Origin of the sequence: Micromonospora sp. BQ11, from assembly GCF_052068135.1 — a bacterium.
Classification (GTDB): Bacteria; Actinomycetota; Actinomycetes; order Mycobacteriales; family Micromonosporaceae; genus Micromonospora.
In genome coordinates this window covers 81,499-98,458 of sequence record NZ_JBQHDB010000002.1, presented here as the reverse complement: position 1 = coordinate 98,458, position 16,960 = coordinate 81,499, and the positions used below count along the sequence as shown (strand labels likewise).

The following is a 16,960-nucleotide window of genomic DNA, read 5'->3' as shown; positions in this document are numbered from 1 at the left end:
GACTGGTGCGGTGCTGATGGTGGGGTTGACCGGAGGGATCGGGTCCGGCAAGAGCGCGGTGTCGGCGCGGCTGGTCGAGCGGGGCGCGGTACTGATCGACGCCGACCAGGTGTCGCGGGAGGTCGTCGCGCCGGGCACCGACGGGCTGGCCGCGATCGTCGAGGCGTTCTCCGATCGGGTGCTGGGCGCCGACGGGGCGCTGGACCGGGCGGCGCTGGGTGCCGTCGTGTTCCCCGACGAGGCTTCCCGGCGACGGCTGGAGGCGATCGTGCACCCGCGGGTGCGGGCGCGTACCGCCGAATTGGCCGCCGCGGCGCCACCGGACGCGGTCGTGGTCAACGACGTGCCGCTCCTGGTCGAGGTGGGGCTCGCGCCCTCGTACCATCTCGTGCTCGTGGTGCAGACGGAGCTGGCCACCCGCCTGGAGCGGCTGGCCCGCGACCGGGGGATGGATCGGGCGGAGGCCGAGCGGCGCATCGCCGCGCAGGCCGACGACGCCCGGCGGCGTGCGGCGGCCGACGTCGTCCTGACCAACGACGGCACGCTCGCCGAGCTGCACGCGGCGGTGGACGCGCTGTGGCGGGAGCGGCTGCTGCCCTACGAGGCGAACCTCCGCGCCCGGCGGGCGGTCCGGCTGCCCGGGGTGAGCCTGGCCGAGGCGGACCCGACGTGGCCGCAGCAGTACGCGCGGCTGGCCGCCCGGATCCGGCACGCGATCGCCCCGGCGGATCTGCGGATCGACCACATCGGTTCGACCGCCGTACCGGGTCTCGCCGCCAAGGACGTCATCGACATCCAGCTCGCGGTGCCGCGTCTCGCCGACGCCGACGGGCCGCTGGCCGACCGGCTGGCCGACGCCGGATTTCCCCGATTGCCCGGCGAGTGGTGGGACGCGCCGCGCGGAGCGGGCAGCGGCCGGTGGCCGAAGCGGCTGCACGGCAGCGCCGACCCGGCCCGTCCGGTCCACCTGCACATCCGCGAGGTCGACTCGCCCGGATGGCGGTACGCGCTGCTGATGCGCGACCACCTGCGTGCGGACCCGGACCAGCGGTCGGCGTACCTGCTGTTGAAGCGGGAGCTGGCCGCGTCGGCGCCGGACAGCGCCACGTACAGCACGGCGAAGGACCCGTGGTTCGACGAGGAGCACCTGCGGGCCGAGGAGTGGGCCGCACGGAGCGGCTGGCGTCCCTGAGCGGTCAGCGTCCGGAGGCCCGGGTGGGCGGCCGTTTGACGGGCCGGGCCGGAGCCGGGCCGCCCAGTCGCGGCACCGGCCCCGGGCGGAGGTCGAGCTGCGCCCAGGTGCCTGGCCGGGTCCGCAGTTCGAGCCGGCACAGCAGCCCGGTGCGGTCGATCCAGTAGCGCACGACGGCCCGTGCCGTCCGCACCTCCACCACGTCCACGCCGCGCCCGGCGAGGCTGTCTCCGCGGATCCGCCGGGCGGTGCCCTCCGGTGCCGCCACGCCCGCCCGGAGCGCCAGGTCCAGCAGCACGGCCAGGTCGTCGCGGGTCTTGTCGGGCCGCCAGCCCCGGGCCGGGGGCGGCAGCGGCGGGCGCGAGGGCGCCTCGGCGGTCCCGGCGACGGCGCCGGCCGGTGCGGCCATCCGGCTGGCGCCGGCGGCGGCACGGCGCAGGAGCGTCCGCCGATCCGGTGCGCCGACGTCGGCGACCGTCAGGTACGTGACCCGTCCGCGCCAGTCGACCCAGCCGGCGCCCCGCAGGTTGGTGGTCGTGCCGACCGGGGCGGTCAGCGTGACCGTGGCACCGCCCCGGGCCCGCAGCCGGGCCGGCAGCCGGTGCAGCCGGTCCTGCTCGGCGGGGTCGAGGGCGCGGGGCAGCCCGGGCCGGCCGCCGAGGGCGTCGACCGGCCGCAGCGTGGGCCGGTCGGTCCGGTTCAGCGCGACGGTGACCGGGCCGGTGCCGGGCAGCCGGGTCTCCAGGCGGTGCAGGCGGGCGTCGCGGTCCAACCAGTGGCGTTGCGGGCCGTTCCTGGCCGGCGGGGACGGCCTGCCGGGCGGTGGCGCCTGGAGGATGTCCACCGGTTCCCCCTCGACGGTGTCGCGGCCCACCCAGCGGACGGCGGCGGGATCGGCGGCCGGGTCCGGGCGGTCGGCGGCCAGGGAGAAGAGCAGGTCCAGCAGCGGGGCCGGTCCCCGGTCGGCGGGCAACTCGTGCAGGCGCCACCGGTCGGTGGGCGGCACCAGCGGCGGCGGGGCCGGGGTGGGGACCGCGCCCGGGTCGGGGCGCACCACCGCCACGGCCGGGGTGGCCTGGAGCAGCCCGCGCTCGGCGCCGGCACCGGGCCCGCCCACGTCCAGGTACGCCAGGGCGCGGGACCAGTCCACCCAGCCCACCAGCTCGATCCGCGCCCCGCCGGTGCCGGCGGTGACGTGCACTCCGGCGCGCAGGTCCCGGTAGTTGGTGACCCGCATCGCGTCCAACCGGGCGCGTTCGTCGGCGCTCGCCGCCCGGGGCGGCTCCGGTGCCTCCGGCGCCCAGCTCAGCAGGCCGGCCACCAGGCCGGCGGCGGAGAGGACGGCGACCGCGCCCAGCAGCATCAGGACGGTACGCCGACGGCCGGTGACCAGGCGGGGGAGCGTGCCGGTGTGGGCGTCCACGGGGGGCGGGTGGACCGGTGGTGTCCGGTCGGGCGGGGGTGCCGCGCGTCGACGGGACCGTCGGGTGCCGGGAGCCACCGGCAACCGGTCCGCGGCGGCCGGGGGACGGTCGGGAGCGGCCGGTGCGCGGTCGGCGGCGGGTCGGTCGAAGGTCTCCACGGAGGTTGAACGGCACTCACCGCCGTGGGGTGACGTGCAGGGGCGCTCGCGGCGGCCGGTCTGCGCCTCCAGCGCGACCACGTTGGGTGCGCACGCCGGGCGTGCCGGGTGCTGCGACCCCTGTGCCGGGGGTGGCGGCCCTTGACGGCCTGGCCACCGGCCCGGTCGGCCGCCGCGAGCGGCCTACGTGGAGAGCCTAGCTTCGTGAGAAGGGCCACACAATGGGAATATCGAAGCCGATCACGGACCGACGGTAGTCGACCCGGAGTGTCGGACCTCCGGCGTACCGTTGGTGGCATGGCGCTCGACATTCCCCGGCTCGACGGCCGTTTCCAGGTCGTCAGTGAGTTCCAGCCGGCCGGCGACCAGCCGGCGGCCATCGACGATCTGGAGCGCCGGGTGCGGCGCGGTGACCGCAACACGGTCCTGCTCGGCGCGACCGGCACCGGCAAGAGCGCCACCACCGCGTGGCTGATCGAGCGGTTGCAGCGGCCGACGTTGGTGCTGGCCCCCAACAAGACGCTCTGCGCACAGTTGGCCAAGGAGTTCAGCGAGCTGCTGCCGCACAACGCCGTCGAATACTTCGTCTCCTACTACGACTACTACCAGCCCGAGGCGTACATCCCGCAGACCGACACCTACATCGAGAAGGACTCCTCGATCAACGAGGAGGTCGAGCGGCTGCGGCACTCGGCGACGATGTCGCTGCTGACCCGCCGCGACGTGGTGGTGGTCGCGACCGTGTCGGCGATCTACGGCCTCGGCACGCCCGAGGAATACCTGGACCGGGCGGTCCGGATGGCCGTGGGCCAGGAGCTGGACCGCGACCAGTTGCTGCGCCGGCTGGTCGACATCCGGTACACCCGCAACGACATGGCCTTCCAGCGGGGCACCTTCCGAGTCCGGGGCGACACCCTGGAGATCATCCCGGCGTACGAGGAGCTGGCGGTCCGGATCGAGCTGTTCGGTGACGAGGTGGAGAAGCTCTACTACCTCAACCCGCTCACCGGGGACGTGGTCCGTGAGGTCGACCACCTGATGATCTTCCCGGCCACGCACTACGCGGCCGGCCCGGAGCGGATGGAGCGGGCGATCCGCGACATCGAGGCCGAGCTGGGCGAGCGGCTGGCGGAGCTGGAGCGGCAGGGCAAGCTGCTGGAGGCGCAGCGGCTGCGGATGCGCACCACGTACGACATCGAGATGATGCGCCAGGTCGGGTTCTGCTCCGGCATCGAGAACTACTCGATGCACATGGACGGCCGGCTGCCCGGCAGCCCACCGCACTGCCTGCTCGACTACTTCCCCGACGACTACCTGACCGTCGTCGACGAGTCGCATGTGACGATCCCGCAGATCGGCGGCATGTACGAGGGGGACGCGTCCCGTAAGCGGATGCTCATCGACCACGGCTTCCGGCTGCCCAGCGCGGCCGACAACCGGCCGCTGCGCTTCGACGAGTTCCTGGAGCGGGTGGGCCAGATGGTCTTCCTGTCCGCGACACCGGGCTCGTGGGAGATGGAGCAGGCCCAGGGCGAGTTCGTCGAGCAGGTGATCCGACCGACCGGCCTGATCGACCCGGAGGTCGTCATCAAGCCCACCAAGGGTCAGATCGACGATCTGATGCACGAGATCAAGCTGCGCACCGACCGGGACGAGCGGGTGCTGGTCACCACGCTGACCAAGAAGATGGCCGAGGACCTGTCGGACTACCTGCTGGAGAACGGCATCCGGGTGCGCTACCTGCACTCGGAGGTGGACACGCTGCGCCGGGTGGAGCTGCTGCGCGAGCTGCGCAAGGGCGACTACGACGTGCTGGTCGGCATCAACCTGCTCCGGGAGGGCCTCGACCTGCCGGAGGTGTCCCTGGTGGCGATCCTCGACGCCGACAAGGAGGGCTTCCTGCGCAGCGGCCGGTCGCTGATCCAGACCATCGGCCGCGCGGCCCGCAACGTCTCCGGCCAGGTCCACATGTACGCCGACAAGATCACTCCGTCGATGGCGACGGCCATCGACGAGACCAACCGGCGCCGGGCCAAGCAGGTCGCCCACAACGAGGCGAACGGGATCAGCCCGGAGCCGCTGCGCAAGAAGATCCACGACATCCTGGACGACATCTACCGCGAGGCGGAGGACACCGACACCCGTGTCGGCGGCGCGGTGCGGCAGCTGTCCCGGGGCAAGGCACCGGTGAAGGAGACCCGCAGCCGTCGGGGCGGCACCGGCGCCGGCCCGGCCCGCGAGGGCATGGCCCGGGCCGAGCTGGCCCAGCTCATCCAGGAGCTGAACGACCAGATGCTGGCGGCCGCGCGGGAGTTGCAGTTCGAGCTGGCGGCCCGCATCCGGGACGAGGTCGCCGACCTGAAGAAGGAGCTGCGCGGCATGGACGCCGCCGGCGTGAAGTAGGCGGACGGGGGCACCGATGGCGCCGACGCTCGACGAGGTGGTCGTCGGCGTGCCCCAGCCGCGCCTGCGTCCGTACGTCGGCCGGTACGTCGGCTACCGGGAGACCGCGCCCGGTCCGCTGGTCCGGCACGAGGCGGCCGGCGCCTTCGTGGTGGTCGTCCTCGGCTGGGGCGCCCCGCTGGACGTGGTCGATCCCCGGGCGGCGGCCCGCGGCGCGTACGCGGTGGACTCCTTCGTCGCCGGGCCGTTCGACGGCTACTGCGCGACCTCGACGGTCGGCGTGGGCGTCGGGGTGCAGATGCTGCTGACCCCGCTGGCCGCGCGCCGGCTCCTCGGGACGCCGCTCGGCGAGGTGGCGAACCGCGCGGTCGGTGTCGACCGGTGGCCGGACGGCTGGCTCGACCGGCTGCGTCGCCGGTTGGCCGAGGAGCCCACGTGGAAGGGGCGGTTCGCGCTGCTCGACAACGCCCTGGTGGCCCGGCTGGCCGGGGCCGAGCCGGTCGACCCGCGGCTGGCCTGGGCCTGGCGTCGGCTGGCCGGCGAGGGCGGGCCGGTCCGCGTCGCCGACCTCGCCGACGAACTGGGCTGGAGCCGGCGGCATCTCGCCGTCCGGTTCCACCGGGAGACCGGCGTGACACCCCGGACCGCCGTCCGGCTGCTGCGATTCCAGCGGGCGTACGCGGCGCTGGGCCGGCGGCTGGCCGTGTGCGAGCCGCTGCCCGGTGCGGTGTGGGACGATCCGCCGCCGGCGCGCAGCTGGGCGGATCTTGCCGTCCGGTACGGCTACTACGACCAGTCCCACCTCATCCGCGACTTCCGCGAGTTCGCCGGCGCCACCCCCGCCGCGCTCTTCCCGCCCGGATCACATCCGTCCAATCCAGGTTGACCGCCGGCCCGCCAGGATCGGCGCATGCGAACCATCTACCCGGTCTTCCGGTACACCGACCCCCGCGCCGCGATCGCCTGGCTGGACGCCGCGTTCGGCTTCCGCGTCCACGCGGTGCACGAAGCCCCCGACGGCTCGGTCGCACACGCCGAGCTGCTCTTCGACGACGGCATGGTGATGATCGGCCGGAGACCTGACACGGCGCCGCGGCCGGCCGACGACGACTACGCGGTGTACGTCGCCGTCGACGACGTGGACGCCCACCACGACCGGGCCCGGACAGCAGGTGCGGAGGTCGTCCGCCCGCCCTTCGACACCGACTACGGATCCCGCGACTACGTGGCCCGGGATCTGGAGGGCAACGTATGGTCCTTCGGGACGTACCGGGCCTGATCCGGGGCGACGAGCGTCGGTGCGGCGCGGGCGGTTGCCCGCCGACGTGGTGTCGTCGCTTTCTGCGAGCAACCTATTGCGGTGTGTGATCGCCCTGCGTACTCTCCCTCGGTGGGGAGGCGGGAGGCGGGAATGCCGTTGTCGACGAGTCCGGTCATCAGACGCGCGAGGCTCGGTGCCGAGCTGCGCCAGCTGCGCCGGCGCGAGTCACTGACGCTGGAGCAGGTCTGCGAGCGCCTGGGGTGGGCGTCCACCTCGAAGCTGTCCCGGATCGAGCTGGGTCAGAGCCGGCCGGATCTCGCCGACGTGCTCGACCTGCTCGACGTCTACGACGTGCCCGCGCCCAAGCGGGACGCCCTCATCGTGATCGCCCGGGACGCCGCCACCAGCCGGGGCTGGTGGAAGGCGCTGGGTGAGATGGGGGAGCGGCAGCGCACGTACGCCGAGCTGGAGGCCGGCGCGGCGAGCATCGTGGACTACCAGCCCGCCGTCGTGCCCGGGCTGCTCCAGACGCCGGCGTACGCGCGGCTGCGGATCACCGCCGGCCGGTTGCTGGACGCCAGCGTGGACGTCGAGGCGGACGTGCGGGCCCGGCTGACCCGGCACCACGTGCTGCGTCGCGACGATCCGCCGCGCTACACCGCGCTGCTCGCCGAGGGCGTCTGCGACGTCGGCAACAGCCCGCCGGAGGTGTGGCGGGAGCAGTTGCGGCACCTGGTCGACCTGGCCGGTCTGCCGCACGTGACGATCCGCCTGCTGCCGCGCGGCCGGCCGCCGCGGGAGGGGGTGTGCCCCCTGACCCCGTACTCCTGCTACTCGTTCCCGGACCCGGCGGACCCGCACACCGTGATGCTGGAGGCGTTGACCACCGACGTGCGCCTGGTGGCCGCCGCCGACGTCGATCGGTACGGCCAGGTCACCGGTTGGTTGTCGGCGGTGGCCCTGTCGGCGGAGGAGACCGTCGCGGAGCTGACCCGCCGACTCGGCCACTGAGCCCGCGAGGCCACCGGACCCGGCGCCCCCGAGCCCGCCGGGGCCGGAGGCCGCGCGTGCACGGCGACCGTAGGCCCCGCGTACGACAGTCTCAGGCGGGCACGTCGACGAAGTGCTCGACCAGCGGCGGATTGGCGAAGTGCGGCCCGATCAACGCGCGCCACTGGGCGAACTTCGGGCTCTGCCGGAAGTTCACGTCGTGCGCCTCGACCGAGTCCCACTCGACGAGCAGCACGAACCGAGAGGGGGATTCGACGCCCCGGGTCATGCGGACCGAGCGGCAGCCCTCGGTGCTGGTGATGATCGGGTACGCCTGCGCGTAGGCGGCGGCGAAGGAGTCCTCGTGACCGGGGATGACGTCGATGAGCGCGACTTCGAGCACCATGCACGCAGCCTCCCACGGTCTCCGGCGTGCCCGTCGGCCCGGGGGTCGGTTCCCATCCGGCGGACGGATCTCTAGGGTGATCGCCCAAAAGGGGGAGAGGCATGATCGACTGGCTCACCGGCGCGGCGTTCACCGTGGCGGGTACGCCGACCAGCTGGGCGGAGCTCCTGGGGTTCGCCACCGGTGTGCTCACCGTCTGGCTCGTGGCCCGGCAGCGGATCGCCAACTGGCCGCTCGGCATCGCGAACGTCCTGCTGCTGATGCTGCTCTTCTGGACCGCCGGCCTCTACGCCGACGCCGCGCTCCAGGTGGTCTACGTCGGTCTCGGCCTCTACGGGTGGTGGGCCTGGCTGTTCGGCGGCGCGCGGCGGTCGCGGCTCACCGTCAGCCGTACCGACCGTCGGGAGTGGTGGGCGCTCGCCGCGGTCGGCGTGGTGCTGACCGGCGCGATCTGGCTGCTGCTGGACCGCGCCACCGACTCGACGGTGCCGCTGCCGGACGCCGTGACCACGGTGCTCTCGCTGCTGGCGACGTACGGGCAGACCCGCAAGCGGGTGGAGAGCTGGTGGCTGTGGATCACGGCCGACCTGATCTACATCCCGCTCTACGCCTACAAGGACCTGTACCTGACCGCCGCGCTGTACGTGGTCTTCCTCGGGCTGTGCGTGCTGGGGCTGCGCGAGTGGCGGGCCGACCTGCGGCGTGGCGCTCCGGCGACTCCGGTCGCGCCCGGCCCGGCGCCGGTGGCCCGGTGACCGCGGCCGACGCCGCGCGCCGCGCGCCGGCCGCCGTCGAGCACCCCGGGACGGAGTTCCGGCACGGGCTGGTGGTGGGCAAGTTCTACCCGCCGCATGCCGGGCACCATGCCCTGATCGGTGCCGCCGCCGCGCGCTGTGCCGCGGTCACCGTCGTGGTGGCGCCGTCGCGCCGTGAGTCGATCCCGTTGGAGCTGCGGCTGGAGTGGCTGCGCGAGGCGCACGCGGACACGCCGTGGGTGCGGTTCGTCGGCGCGTACGACGACCATCCGGTGGACTACGACGACCCGGCCGCGTGGGACCTGCACTGCGCGGTGTTCCGGGCGGCGCTGGGCGCGGCGAGGGTCGACGCGGTCTTCTCGTCCGAGGCGTACGGCGACGAGCTGGCGCGGCGCTTCGACGCCGTCGGTGTCTGCGTAGATCCGCGCCGCCGGACGGTGCCGGTGTCCGGGACCACCGTCCGGGCGGACCCGGCGGGTCACTGGACCCACCTGCACGCGGCCGTCCGGGCGTGGTTCGTCCGGCGGGTCGTGGTGGTCGGCGCCGAGTCGACAGGTACGACCACGATGGCCGCCGCGCTCGCCGCGCACTTCGGCACGGTGTGGGTGCCGGAGTACGGCCGGGAGCTGACCGCGCGCAAACTGGCGCGGCTGCGCCGCGACCGGCCGGACGCCACGGTCTTCGACGTGACCTGGGACCGGGACGACTTCGCCGAGGTGGTACGCGAGCAGCAGGCCGCCGAGGACACGGCCGCCCGGTCGTCGGGGCCGCTGCTGGTGTGCGACACCGACGCGCGAGCCACCGCCGTGTGGGAGGAGCGGTACCTCGGGTCGACCTCCCCGCGGGTCCGGGCGGCGGCCCGGCGGCCGGCGCTCTATCTGCTCACCGACCACGTCGGCGTGCCCTTCGACGACGACGGGCTGCGCGACGGGGAGCACCTGCGGGCCTGGATGACCGACCGCTTCCGCGCCGAGCTGGCCGGCTGCGGGGTGCCGGTGGTGGAACTCACCGGCCCGTACGAGCGGCGGCTGGCCGACGCGGTCGCGGCCTGCGCGGAACTGCTCGCCGCCGGCTGGGAGCTCGCCGACCCCCTGCTCCCCACCGAAGGCTAGCCTCCTAGGACGCCCTACGGGATGTGGCAGGCGTATTCCCGTACGGGCCCGTGTGCAGCGACACCGAGCGCCCAAGGTGTGGTGACTGGCCGCAGTGGGCAAGAATGGCGTTCGAGGAGGGGAGTATTCCCTCGCGACGGAGTCGTCAGCACGGTCGAACGCCGGCCCCCCGGTGGCGCGACCCGGCCCGTCGGTCGTCGTCCCGCGTGCGGGACGGTGGCGGAAGAGACCTCCGACAGTCACCAGAGTCAGCGTCACCGGCACCGGACACTCCGTGAGGGCGTACGGTGTGCCCGTCGCTGCGTGTCTGCCGGAGGAATGAACCTTGGACGTGTCCGGAGTCGTGTGGGCGGGGACGCTCGTCGTGCTCACCGCCATCCTGCTCGTGGATCTGCTGATCATCGGTCGGCGTCCACACGAGCCGAGCGTGCGCGAGTCGAGCCTGTGGGTGGGCTTCTACGTGGCCCTGGCCCTGCTCTTCGGGGTGGGCGTCTGGCTGGCCTCCGGCCCCAGCGCCGCCGGGCAGTTCTACACCGGCTGGCTCACCGAGTATAGCCTCTCGGTGGACAACCTGTTCGTCTTCGTGATCATCATGGCGCGCTTCGGCGTGCCCCGGCAGTACCAGCAGAAGGTGCTGCTCGTCGGCATCGTGCTGGCGCTGGTCATGCGCGGCGGGTTCATCGCGGCCGGCGCGGCGCTGATCTCCCAGTTCTCCTGGGTGTTCTACATCTTCGGCGCGTTCCTGATCTACACGGCGATCAACCTCGCCCGCCAGGGTGAGCCGGACGAGGACGAGTTCACCGAGAACGTGCTCATCCGGTGGAGCCGCAAGGCGCTGCCGATCGCCCGGAACTACGACGGCGCGAAGCTGACCACCCACGTGGACGGCCGGCGGTTCTTCACGCCGATGCTGATCGTGATGATCGCCATCGGCACCACCGACCTCATCTTCGCCCTCGACTCGATCCCGGCGATCTTCGGCATCACGCAGGAGCCGTACCTGGTCTTCACCGCCAACGTCTTCGCGCTGATGGGTCTGCGGCAGCTGTACTTCCTGCTGGGTGGCCTGCTGGACCGGCTCATCTACCTCAGCTACGGCCTGGCCGTGGTGCTCGGCTTCATCGGCGTCAAGCTGGTGCTGGAGGCGCTCGCCGACAACAACCTGCCGTTCATCAACGGTGGCGAGCACGTGGGCTGGGCCCCGCACATCCCGATCTGGCTGTCGCTGTTGGTCATCCTGGGCACCCTGCTGGTCGCCACCATCGCCAGCCTGGTCAAGTCCTCCCGGGACCGGCGACGGGAGCTGGTCAAGGCGCGCCCGTGAGCGCACCGGTGTGAGGATCGAGGGGTGCCTTCCGGGCGCCCCTCGATCCGTTTCCGGCGCGGACTCAGACCCGGTGGGCGGCGACCAGGGTGGCGGTGCGCTCGTCGGGCAGCCGCTCCTCCACCACCAGCCGCTTGCGGTAGCAGGCGTGCACCATCCGCCGGTCGTCGCCGTGCGGCTCGGCGGTGACGATGCCGATGTGGTGGATGTGTCGGCCCGGCCGGGCAAAGAAGTAGAGATCGCCGGGGCGTTCGGTGCCCAGCGGCACCGGGGTGGTCGCGGCGGCCTGGTCGTCGGCGTCCCGGGGCAGGGTCACTCCGTACCGCCGCCAGGCCAGGTGGACCAGGCCGGAGCAGTCGATGCCGTGCGAGGACACGCCACCCCACACGTAGACGACGTCACGCAGCCGGCGGGCGACATCGAGCACCTGCCCGGCCGAGGGTGGCCCGGGGGGCACCGGTACGGCGTGCACGTCCGGCAGCCAGAGTGGGTCGGTGTACCCGGGGACGCACACCGGACGCCAGCCGTCGACGGCCGGCCCCGCCGGGGTGAGCCGGGTGCCCAGGACCACGCCGGGCAGCAGCACCGCTCCGGCCGGGGCGGCGTGCACGGCGGTGACGGTGGCGTCCACGACCAGCGGCGCCGGGTGGGGCGGCGGGGTGGCCGGCGTGAGCTGGTCGGCCGGCAACCAGCCCGGGTAGCCGCGCGGGTCCACCCGGGCGGCCGGCTGCTCGACCGCGACGACGTGCGCCCAGCCGTCCGGGCGTACCTCGGTGACCAGCACCCGCTCGCCCAGCAGGAGCTGGCTCAGGACGCAGTCGCCGACCTGTTGCGCGCTGTCCAGGCCGGCGACCCACGCCGCGACGTCGGCCCGGGCGGACAGGGCGGGACGGTCGACGGGACGCACCGCCTCGGGGGAGGTCCAGAGGGTCGCGACCGCGACCCGCACGACGGCTTCGCGGCCCGCTCGCAGCTCCACGCGCACCCCATCTCGTGTCGGACGTTGCCGCCGACCCTATGAAAGTTTCCGCCGTAGCTCAACCGCGAGAGCGGATCTTAGTTTCAGTGACCGAGGTGATGCCCAGGCCGGGGGCGTCCGGCAGCACCACCGTCGCGCCGTCGTACCGCAGGCCCCCGCGCACCGGTGACCACGCCAGCCACCAGGCGGCGTCCAGGTCCGAGACGGCCGTGGTCCGGTACGCGGCGACCAGGCTGGCGGCGGCCCCGACACCCACCTGGCTCTCCATCATGGAGCCGACCACCGTGCCGACACCGTGCGCGGTGGCCAGGTCGAGCAGGGTGCGCGCCGTCTGGAGCCCACCGCACTTGGCGAGCTTCACGTTGACCAGGTCGGCGGCGCGGCGGCGGATCACCTCCACGAGATCCCGCACCCCGAACACCGACTCGTCGGCCAGGATCGGTGTGTTGACCCGGTCGCTGACCCAGGCCAGGCCGTCCAGGTCCGCCCGGTGGACCGGCTGCTCGACCAGCTCGACGTCGAGGCCGGCGTCCTCGATGCCCCGGATCACGCGGACCGCCTCGCGCGGCGTCCAGCCCTGGTTGGCGTCCAGCCGGATGCGGACCTGCGGGCCCACCGCGGCGCGGACCGCGCGTACCCGGTCCACGTCGCCCGCCGCGTCGGCGCCGACCTTCATCTTGAGGACGTCGAACCCGTCGGCCCGGCGTTGCCGGGCCGCCGCCGCGAGGTCCACCGCCTCGCCGGCGGCGAGGGTAACGTCCGTCGGCACACGCAGGGCGGTGCCCCCCAGCAGCCGCACCAGCGGTACGCCGAGCCGACGGGCCGCCAGGTCGTGCAACGCCACGTCGACCGCCGCCTTGGCGGCCTCGTTGCCGGCGACCGCCCGGCCCACCTCGGTGCAGCGGGCCACCAGGTCGTCCGGGTCACGGCTGGTGAGCATCGGCCCGAGCAGTTCCCGGACGCACGCCTCGGCCCCGGCGACCGACGCCCCGGTCACCTGCCACACCTGCGGCGCCTCGCCGAAGCCGGATCGGCCGTCGCGGTCCACGACCTCCACCACCAGGGTGTCCACGGTGGTGGTGCGGCGCAGCGCGGTGACGAAGGGGGTGTGCAGGGGTGCGGAGAGCCGGTGGGTGCGTACCGCGGCGATCGTCATGTCGGGCACCCTATAGGGAGATCGACAGGCGATGGGGAGGCCGAATGAGCGAGCGAATCACCCTGCACGGCGGAGCGCCGGCATGAGCGGGCGGGAGTGGGACCTGGTGGGTGCGCCGAACGCGCGCGACCTCGGTGGTCTGGTCGGCGTGGACGGCCGGCGGGTGCGTTCCGGGATGCTGCTGCGCACCCCTGCGCTCGGCCGGTTGACCGACGAGGACCTGCCGGTGCTGGCCAAGCTCGGCCCGGCGTGCGTGATCGACCTGCGGCACCACACGGAGATGGAGGTCGCTCCGCCGGACCGGCTCCCCGGCGAGCCGACCGTGGTGCACCTGCCAGTGCACGACGCCGAGCACCCGGTCTTCACGTACGTGTCGGCGATGCTGCTCGGCCACGACCTGACCGCGTACGCGGACCTCGCCGAGCAGGGCACGCCGGCGGCGATGGAGGCGATCTACCGCTGGTTCGTCACCGGGGAGTCGGCGCGTGCCGGGTTCGCCGAGGCGGTCCGGCTGGCGACGATCGAGGAGAACCTGCCGCTGCTCTACCACTGCTCCGCGGGCAAGGACCGCACCGGCTGGCTGACGGTGGTGCTGCTGCACGTCCTCGGTGTCGACGAGGCCACGATCCGGGCGGACTACCTGGCCAACAACGCGCTGACCGAGAGCCTGCGGGAGGTCATCCTGGAGGCGATGGCCACGCGTCAGCCGGGCCTGGACGTCGAGGCGGTGCGCCCGGTGCTGGAGGTGCGCGACGCGTACCTCGACGCCGCGTACGACGAGGTGCGCCGCGTGCACGGGTCGTTCGGGGCGTACCTGCGCGACGGGCTGGGTGTGGACGACGACCGGGTCAGCCGGGTGCGGGCGCTGCTGCTGGAGTGACCGGCGCGGCCGGCCACCTCCCGGTCAGGGCCGCAGGTCGTGCCGGGCCTCCCACACGGCGGCGGAGACGTCGGCGATGAGGCGGCAGGCGTCGTCGACGATCTCCTCGCCGGTCGGGCCTCCGTCGGCGAGGTCGGTGGTGGTGCAGGCGACGATGACGTACGGGGGCGCGTCGGCCGGGTAGACCACACCGGCGCCGTGCCGGACACCGCGGACCCAGCCGTTCTTGTGCGCGATGCGGGTGCCCTCGGGCAGCCCGGCGGCGAGATCCTCGCAGTGCTCCTGGGCGATGAGCACGTCGAGCATGGCGGCGCAGCTCTCCGGCGCGGCAAGCGGGCCGGGTCGGGCGGCGCCGAGCGCGAGCGCGCCGAGCAGGGCGGCCAGGTCGGCGGCGGTGACCAGGTTGGTGATGCCGGCCTCGCGGGCGGCGAAGTCCTCGATGCCCCGGCCGGTGACGCTGTGCCGGGCGCCGGCGAGCCCCCACACCTCGGCGACGGCCGGCAGGCCGACGTGGCCGAGGACGATGTTGGTGGCGAGGTTGCTGGAGCGGACGATCATGCGGTCGGCGAGCCAGCGCAGCGACGCGGTGTCGCCGACCCGTTCCCAGACGGCGTCGTCGTTGTCGTAGTGGCGGGCGCAGGAGAAGCGGGGTGCGTCCGGCTGCGCGGAGGCGAAGTCGTTACGGACCTCGACGGGTGTGTCCAGGTCGAGGCGGCCCGCCTCGGCGGCCCGGTGCAGTGCGACGAGCACGGCGACCTTCATGGTGCTGGCGGCGTAGTGGGTGGCGTCCGCGTGCCGGGTCCAGGTGGGGTCGGCGTCGAGTCGCCCCACGTACGTCGAGACGGTGCCCGGCACCCGCTCCAGCCGGCGGTCGAGGTCAGTGAAGATCATGCGCCGACGCTAGTGCAAGGAAGGGCCCCCTGTTAACGCCTGGCGTTGTACAGGGGACCCTTCTTAACGCGTTGCCCGGTGCGGCGCGTGAAACCGTCAGCCGGCGTGCTTGCGGCGGGCGGCCATCCGGCCCCGCTGGGTCTGGTCCAGGACCACCTTGCGGATCCGGACCGCGTTCGGGGTCACCTCGACGCACTCGTCCTCGCGGCAGAACTCCAGCGCCTGCTCCAGCGACAGCTTGCGCGGCGGGATCAGCTTCTCGGTCTCGTCGGAGGTCGAGGCCCGCATGTTGGTGAGCTTCTTCTCCTTGGTGATGTTGACGTCCATGTCGTCGGAGCGGGAGTTCTCCCCGACGATCATGCCCTCGTACACCTCGGTGGTCGGCTCCACGAAGAGCTGGCCGCGCTCCTGCAGGTTGATCATCGCGAACGAGGTGACCGCGCCGGCCCGATCGGCGACCAGCGATCCGTTCTGCCGGGTGCGCAGCTCGCCGAACCACGGCTCGTACGACTCGAAGACGTGGTGCAGGATGCCGGTGCCCCGGGTGTCGGTGAGGAACTCGGTGCGGAAGCCGATCAGGCCGCGCGCCGGGACCAGCCACTCCATCCGGATCCAGCCGGTGCCGTGGTTGACCAGCTGCTCCATCCGGCCCTTGCGGGTCGCCAGGAGCTGGGTGATCGCGCCCAGGTACTCCTCGGGGGCGTCGATGGTGAGCCGCTCGACGGGCTCGCAGATCTTGCCGTCGATCTCCTTGGTGACCACCTGTGGCTTGCCGACGGTCAGCTCGTACTGCTCGCGGCGCATCTGCTCGACCAGGATCGCCAGGGCCAGCTCGCCACGGCCCTGCACCTCCCAGGCGTCCGGCCGCTCGGTCGGCAGGATCCGCAGCGACACGTTGCCGACCAGCTCCTTGTCGAGCCGGTCCTTGACCATGCGGGCGGTCACCTTGGCGCCCTTGACCCGGCCGACCAGCGGCGAGGTGTTGGTGCCGATGGTCATCGAGATGGCCGGCTCGTCGACGGTGATCAGCGGCAGCGGCTCCGGCTTCTCCGCGTCGGCCAGGGTCTCGCCGATCATGATCTCCGGGATGCCGGCGACGGCGATGATGTCGCCCGGGCCGGCCGAGTCGGCGGGCTTGCGCTCCAGGCCCTCGGTCATCAGCAGCTCGGAGATGCGGACCCGCTGGGTGCTGCCGTCGGTGCGGCACCACGACACGGTCTCGCCCTTGCGGATGGTGCCCTGGCGGACCCGGCACAGCGCGAGCCGGCCGAGGAACGGGGACGCGTCGAGGTTGGTGACGTGCGCCTGCAGCGGCGCGCCCTCTTCGTACGCGGGCGGCGGGATGGTGTCGAGCAGGGTGCGGAACAGCGGCTCCAGGGAGGTGCTGTCGCTCGGCACCGAGCCGTCGACGGGCTGGGTCAGCGAGGCGATGCCGTCGCGGGCGCAGGCGTAGACGATCGGGAAGTCGATCTGCTCCTCGTCGGCGTCCAGGTCGAGGAACAGCTCGTAGGTGTCGTCCACGACCTCCTTGATCCGGGCGTCGGGACGGTCCACCTTGTTGATCACGAGGATGATCGGCAGCCGCGCGCGCAGCGCCTTGCGTAGCACGAAGCGGGTCTGCGGCAGCGGGCCCTCGCTGGCGTCGACCAGCAGCACCACACCGTCGACCATCGTCAGGCCGCGCTCCACCTCGCCACCGAAGTCGGCGTGCCCGGGGGTGTCGATGATGTTGATGGTGACCGGGTCGGAGCCGTCCGCCGGCAGGTAGTGCACGCCGGTGTTCTTGGCCAGGATGGTGATGCCCTTTTCCCGTTCCAGGTCCCCCGAGTCCATCACCCGCTCGGTCGTCTCGCCCCGGCCGCCGTAGGCACCGGCCTGCCGCAACATGGCGTCGACCAGAGTGGTCTTGCCGTGGTCGACGTGAGCGATGATGGCGACGTTGCGGAGGTCGGTGCGAAGCTGCATGGGCTCCATTCTCCCGCCTGCGCGGATCAGGGGCAGCGTCGGGGTCACCCCCGGCCGTCCCCCG

The 16,960-nt window shown here is 73.3% G+C and carries 15 protein-coding genes; 9 read left to right on the top strand and 6 right to left on the bottom strand.

Translation table 11 applies throughout. The features are described from left to right. Positions 1-10 precede the first annotated feature (10 nt). Complete coding sequence (gene coaE / locus ACTMSW_RS04440) at positions 11-1,192, top strand: dephospho-CoA kinase (protein WP_441179658.1); 1,182 nt, start codon at positions 11-13, stop codon at positions 1,190-1,192. 4 nt (positions 1,193-1,196) lie between these two features. Here the strand turns inward: coaE and ACTMSW_RS04435 are convergent, their stop codons facing one another. After that, positions 1,197-2,855 carry a hypothetical protein gene (locus ACTMSW_RS04435; protein WP_441179139.1) on the bottom strand — a complete coding sequence of 553 codons (1,659 nt, stop codon included), beginning with the start codon at positions 2,853-2,855 and terminating at the stop codon, positions 1,197-1,199. A 216-nt stretch (positions 2,856-3,071) separates the two neighbouring features. Here ACTMSW_RS04435 and uvrB point away from each other — a divergent pair, with 216 nt between their 5' ends. The 4 genes from uvrB to ACTMSW_RS04415 all read left to right on the top strand — a co-directional run bounded on the left by uvrB (position 3,072) and on the right by ACTMSW_RS04415 (position 7,449). Next, complete coding sequence (uvrB, locus tag ACTMSW_RS04430) at positions 3,072-5,177, top strand: excinuclease ABC subunit UvrB (protein ID WP_441179138.1); 2,106 nt, start codon at positions 3,072-3,074, stop codon at positions 5,175-5,177. A gap of 16 nt (positions 5,178-5,193) precedes the next feature. Further along, positions 5,194-6,063, top strand: coding sequence for a helix-turn-helix domain-containing protein (locus tag ACTMSW_RS04425; RefSeq protein WP_441179137.1), 870 nt, complete (start codon positions 5,194-5,196; stop codon positions 6,061-6,063). A gap of 24 nt (positions 6,064-6,087) precedes the next feature. Further along, a complete protein-coding gene (locus ACTMSW_RS04420) occupies positions 6,088-6,456 on the top strand; it encodes a VOC family protein (RefSeq protein ID WP_441179136.1) in 369 nt (122 codons plus the stop codon). A 132-nt stretch (positions 6,457-6,588) separates the two neighbouring features. Then, positions 6,589-7,449: a helix-turn-helix domain-containing protein gene (locus ACTMSW_RS04415; RefSeq protein WP_441179135.1), complete on the top strand. Its 861-nt coding sequence runs from the start codon at positions 6,589-6,591 to the stop codon at positions 7,447-7,449. Positions 7,450-7,540: 91 nt separating this feature from the next. On the opposite strand, the gene ACTMSW_RS04410 is transcribed toward ACTMSW_RS04415, so the two are convergent. Further along, on the bottom strand, positions 7,541-7,834 hold the full coding sequence (locus tag ACTMSW_RS04410; protein ID WP_441179134.1) for an antibiotic biosynthesis monooxygenase family protein: 294 nt from the start codon (positions 7,832-7,834) through the stop codon (positions 7,541-7,543). A gap of 101 nt (positions 7,835-7,935) precedes the next feature. Between ACTMSW_RS04410 and pnuC the strand changes: the two genes are divergently transcribed. The 3 genes from pnuC (at position 7,936) to ACTMSW_RS04395 (ending at position 11,025) form a co-directional block, all read left to right on the top strand. Then, positions 7,936-8,589 carry a nicotinamide riboside transporter PnuC gene (gene pnuC, locus ACTMSW_RS04405; RefSeq protein ID WP_441179133.1) on the top strand — a complete coding sequence of 218 codons (654 nt, stop codon included), beginning with the start codon at positions 7,936-7,938 and terminating at the stop codon, positions 8,587-8,589. Further along, a complete protein-coding gene (locus tag ACTMSW_RS04400) occupies positions 8,586-9,701 on the top strand; it encodes an AAA family ATPase (RefSeq protein WP_441179132.1) in 1,116 nt (371 codons plus the stop codon). The genes pnuC and ACTMSW_RS04400 overlap by 4 nt, the downstream gene beginning before the upstream one ends. Positions 9,702-10,026: 325 nt before the next feature. Next, a complete protein-coding gene (locus ACTMSW_RS04395) occupies positions 10,027-11,025 on the top strand; it encodes a TerC family protein (protein WP_441179131.1) in 999 nt (332 codons plus the stop codon). Positions 11,026-11,089: 64 nt separating this feature from the next. Here the strand turns inward: ACTMSW_RS04395 and ACTMSW_RS04390 are convergent, their stop codons facing one another. Continuing rightward, complete coding sequence (locus ACTMSW_RS04390) at positions 11,090-12,004, bottom strand: C40 family peptidase (protein WP_441179130.1); 915 nt, start codon at positions 12,002-12,004, stop codon at positions 11,090-11,092. Positions 12,005-12,062: 58 nt separating this feature from the next. Further along, on the bottom strand, positions 12,063-13,160 hold the full coding sequence (locus ACTMSW_RS04385) for a mandelate racemase/muconate lactonizing enzyme family protein (RefSeq protein WP_441179129.1): 1,098 nt from the start codon (positions 13,158-13,160) through the stop codon (positions 12,063-12,065). A gap of 82 nt (positions 13,161-13,242) precedes the next feature. On the opposite strand from ACTMSW_RS04385, the gene ACTMSW_RS04380 reads away from it, so the two are divergent. Beyond that, positions 13,243-14,040, top strand: a complete 798-nt coding sequence (locus tag ACTMSW_RS04380; RefSeq protein WP_441179128.1) for a tyrosine-protein phosphatase — start codon at positions 13,243-13,245, stop codon at positions 14,038-14,040. 24 nt (positions 14,041-14,064) lie between these two features. On the opposite strand, the gene ACTMSW_RS04375 is transcribed toward ACTMSW_RS04380, so the two are convergent. Next, positions 14,065-14,931, bottom strand: coding sequence for a serine hydrolase (locus ACTMSW_RS04375; protein ID WP_441179127.1), 867 nt, complete (start codon positions 14,929-14,931; stop codon positions 14,065-14,067). A 96-nt stretch (positions 14,932-15,027) separates the two neighbouring features. Then, entirely contained in the window at positions 15,028-16,896 is a 1,869-nt protein-coding gene (gene typA / locus ACTMSW_RS04370; protein WP_441179126.1) for a translational GTPase TypA, read from the bottom strand. Between the last annotated feature and the right edge of the window lie 64 nt (positions 16,897-16,960).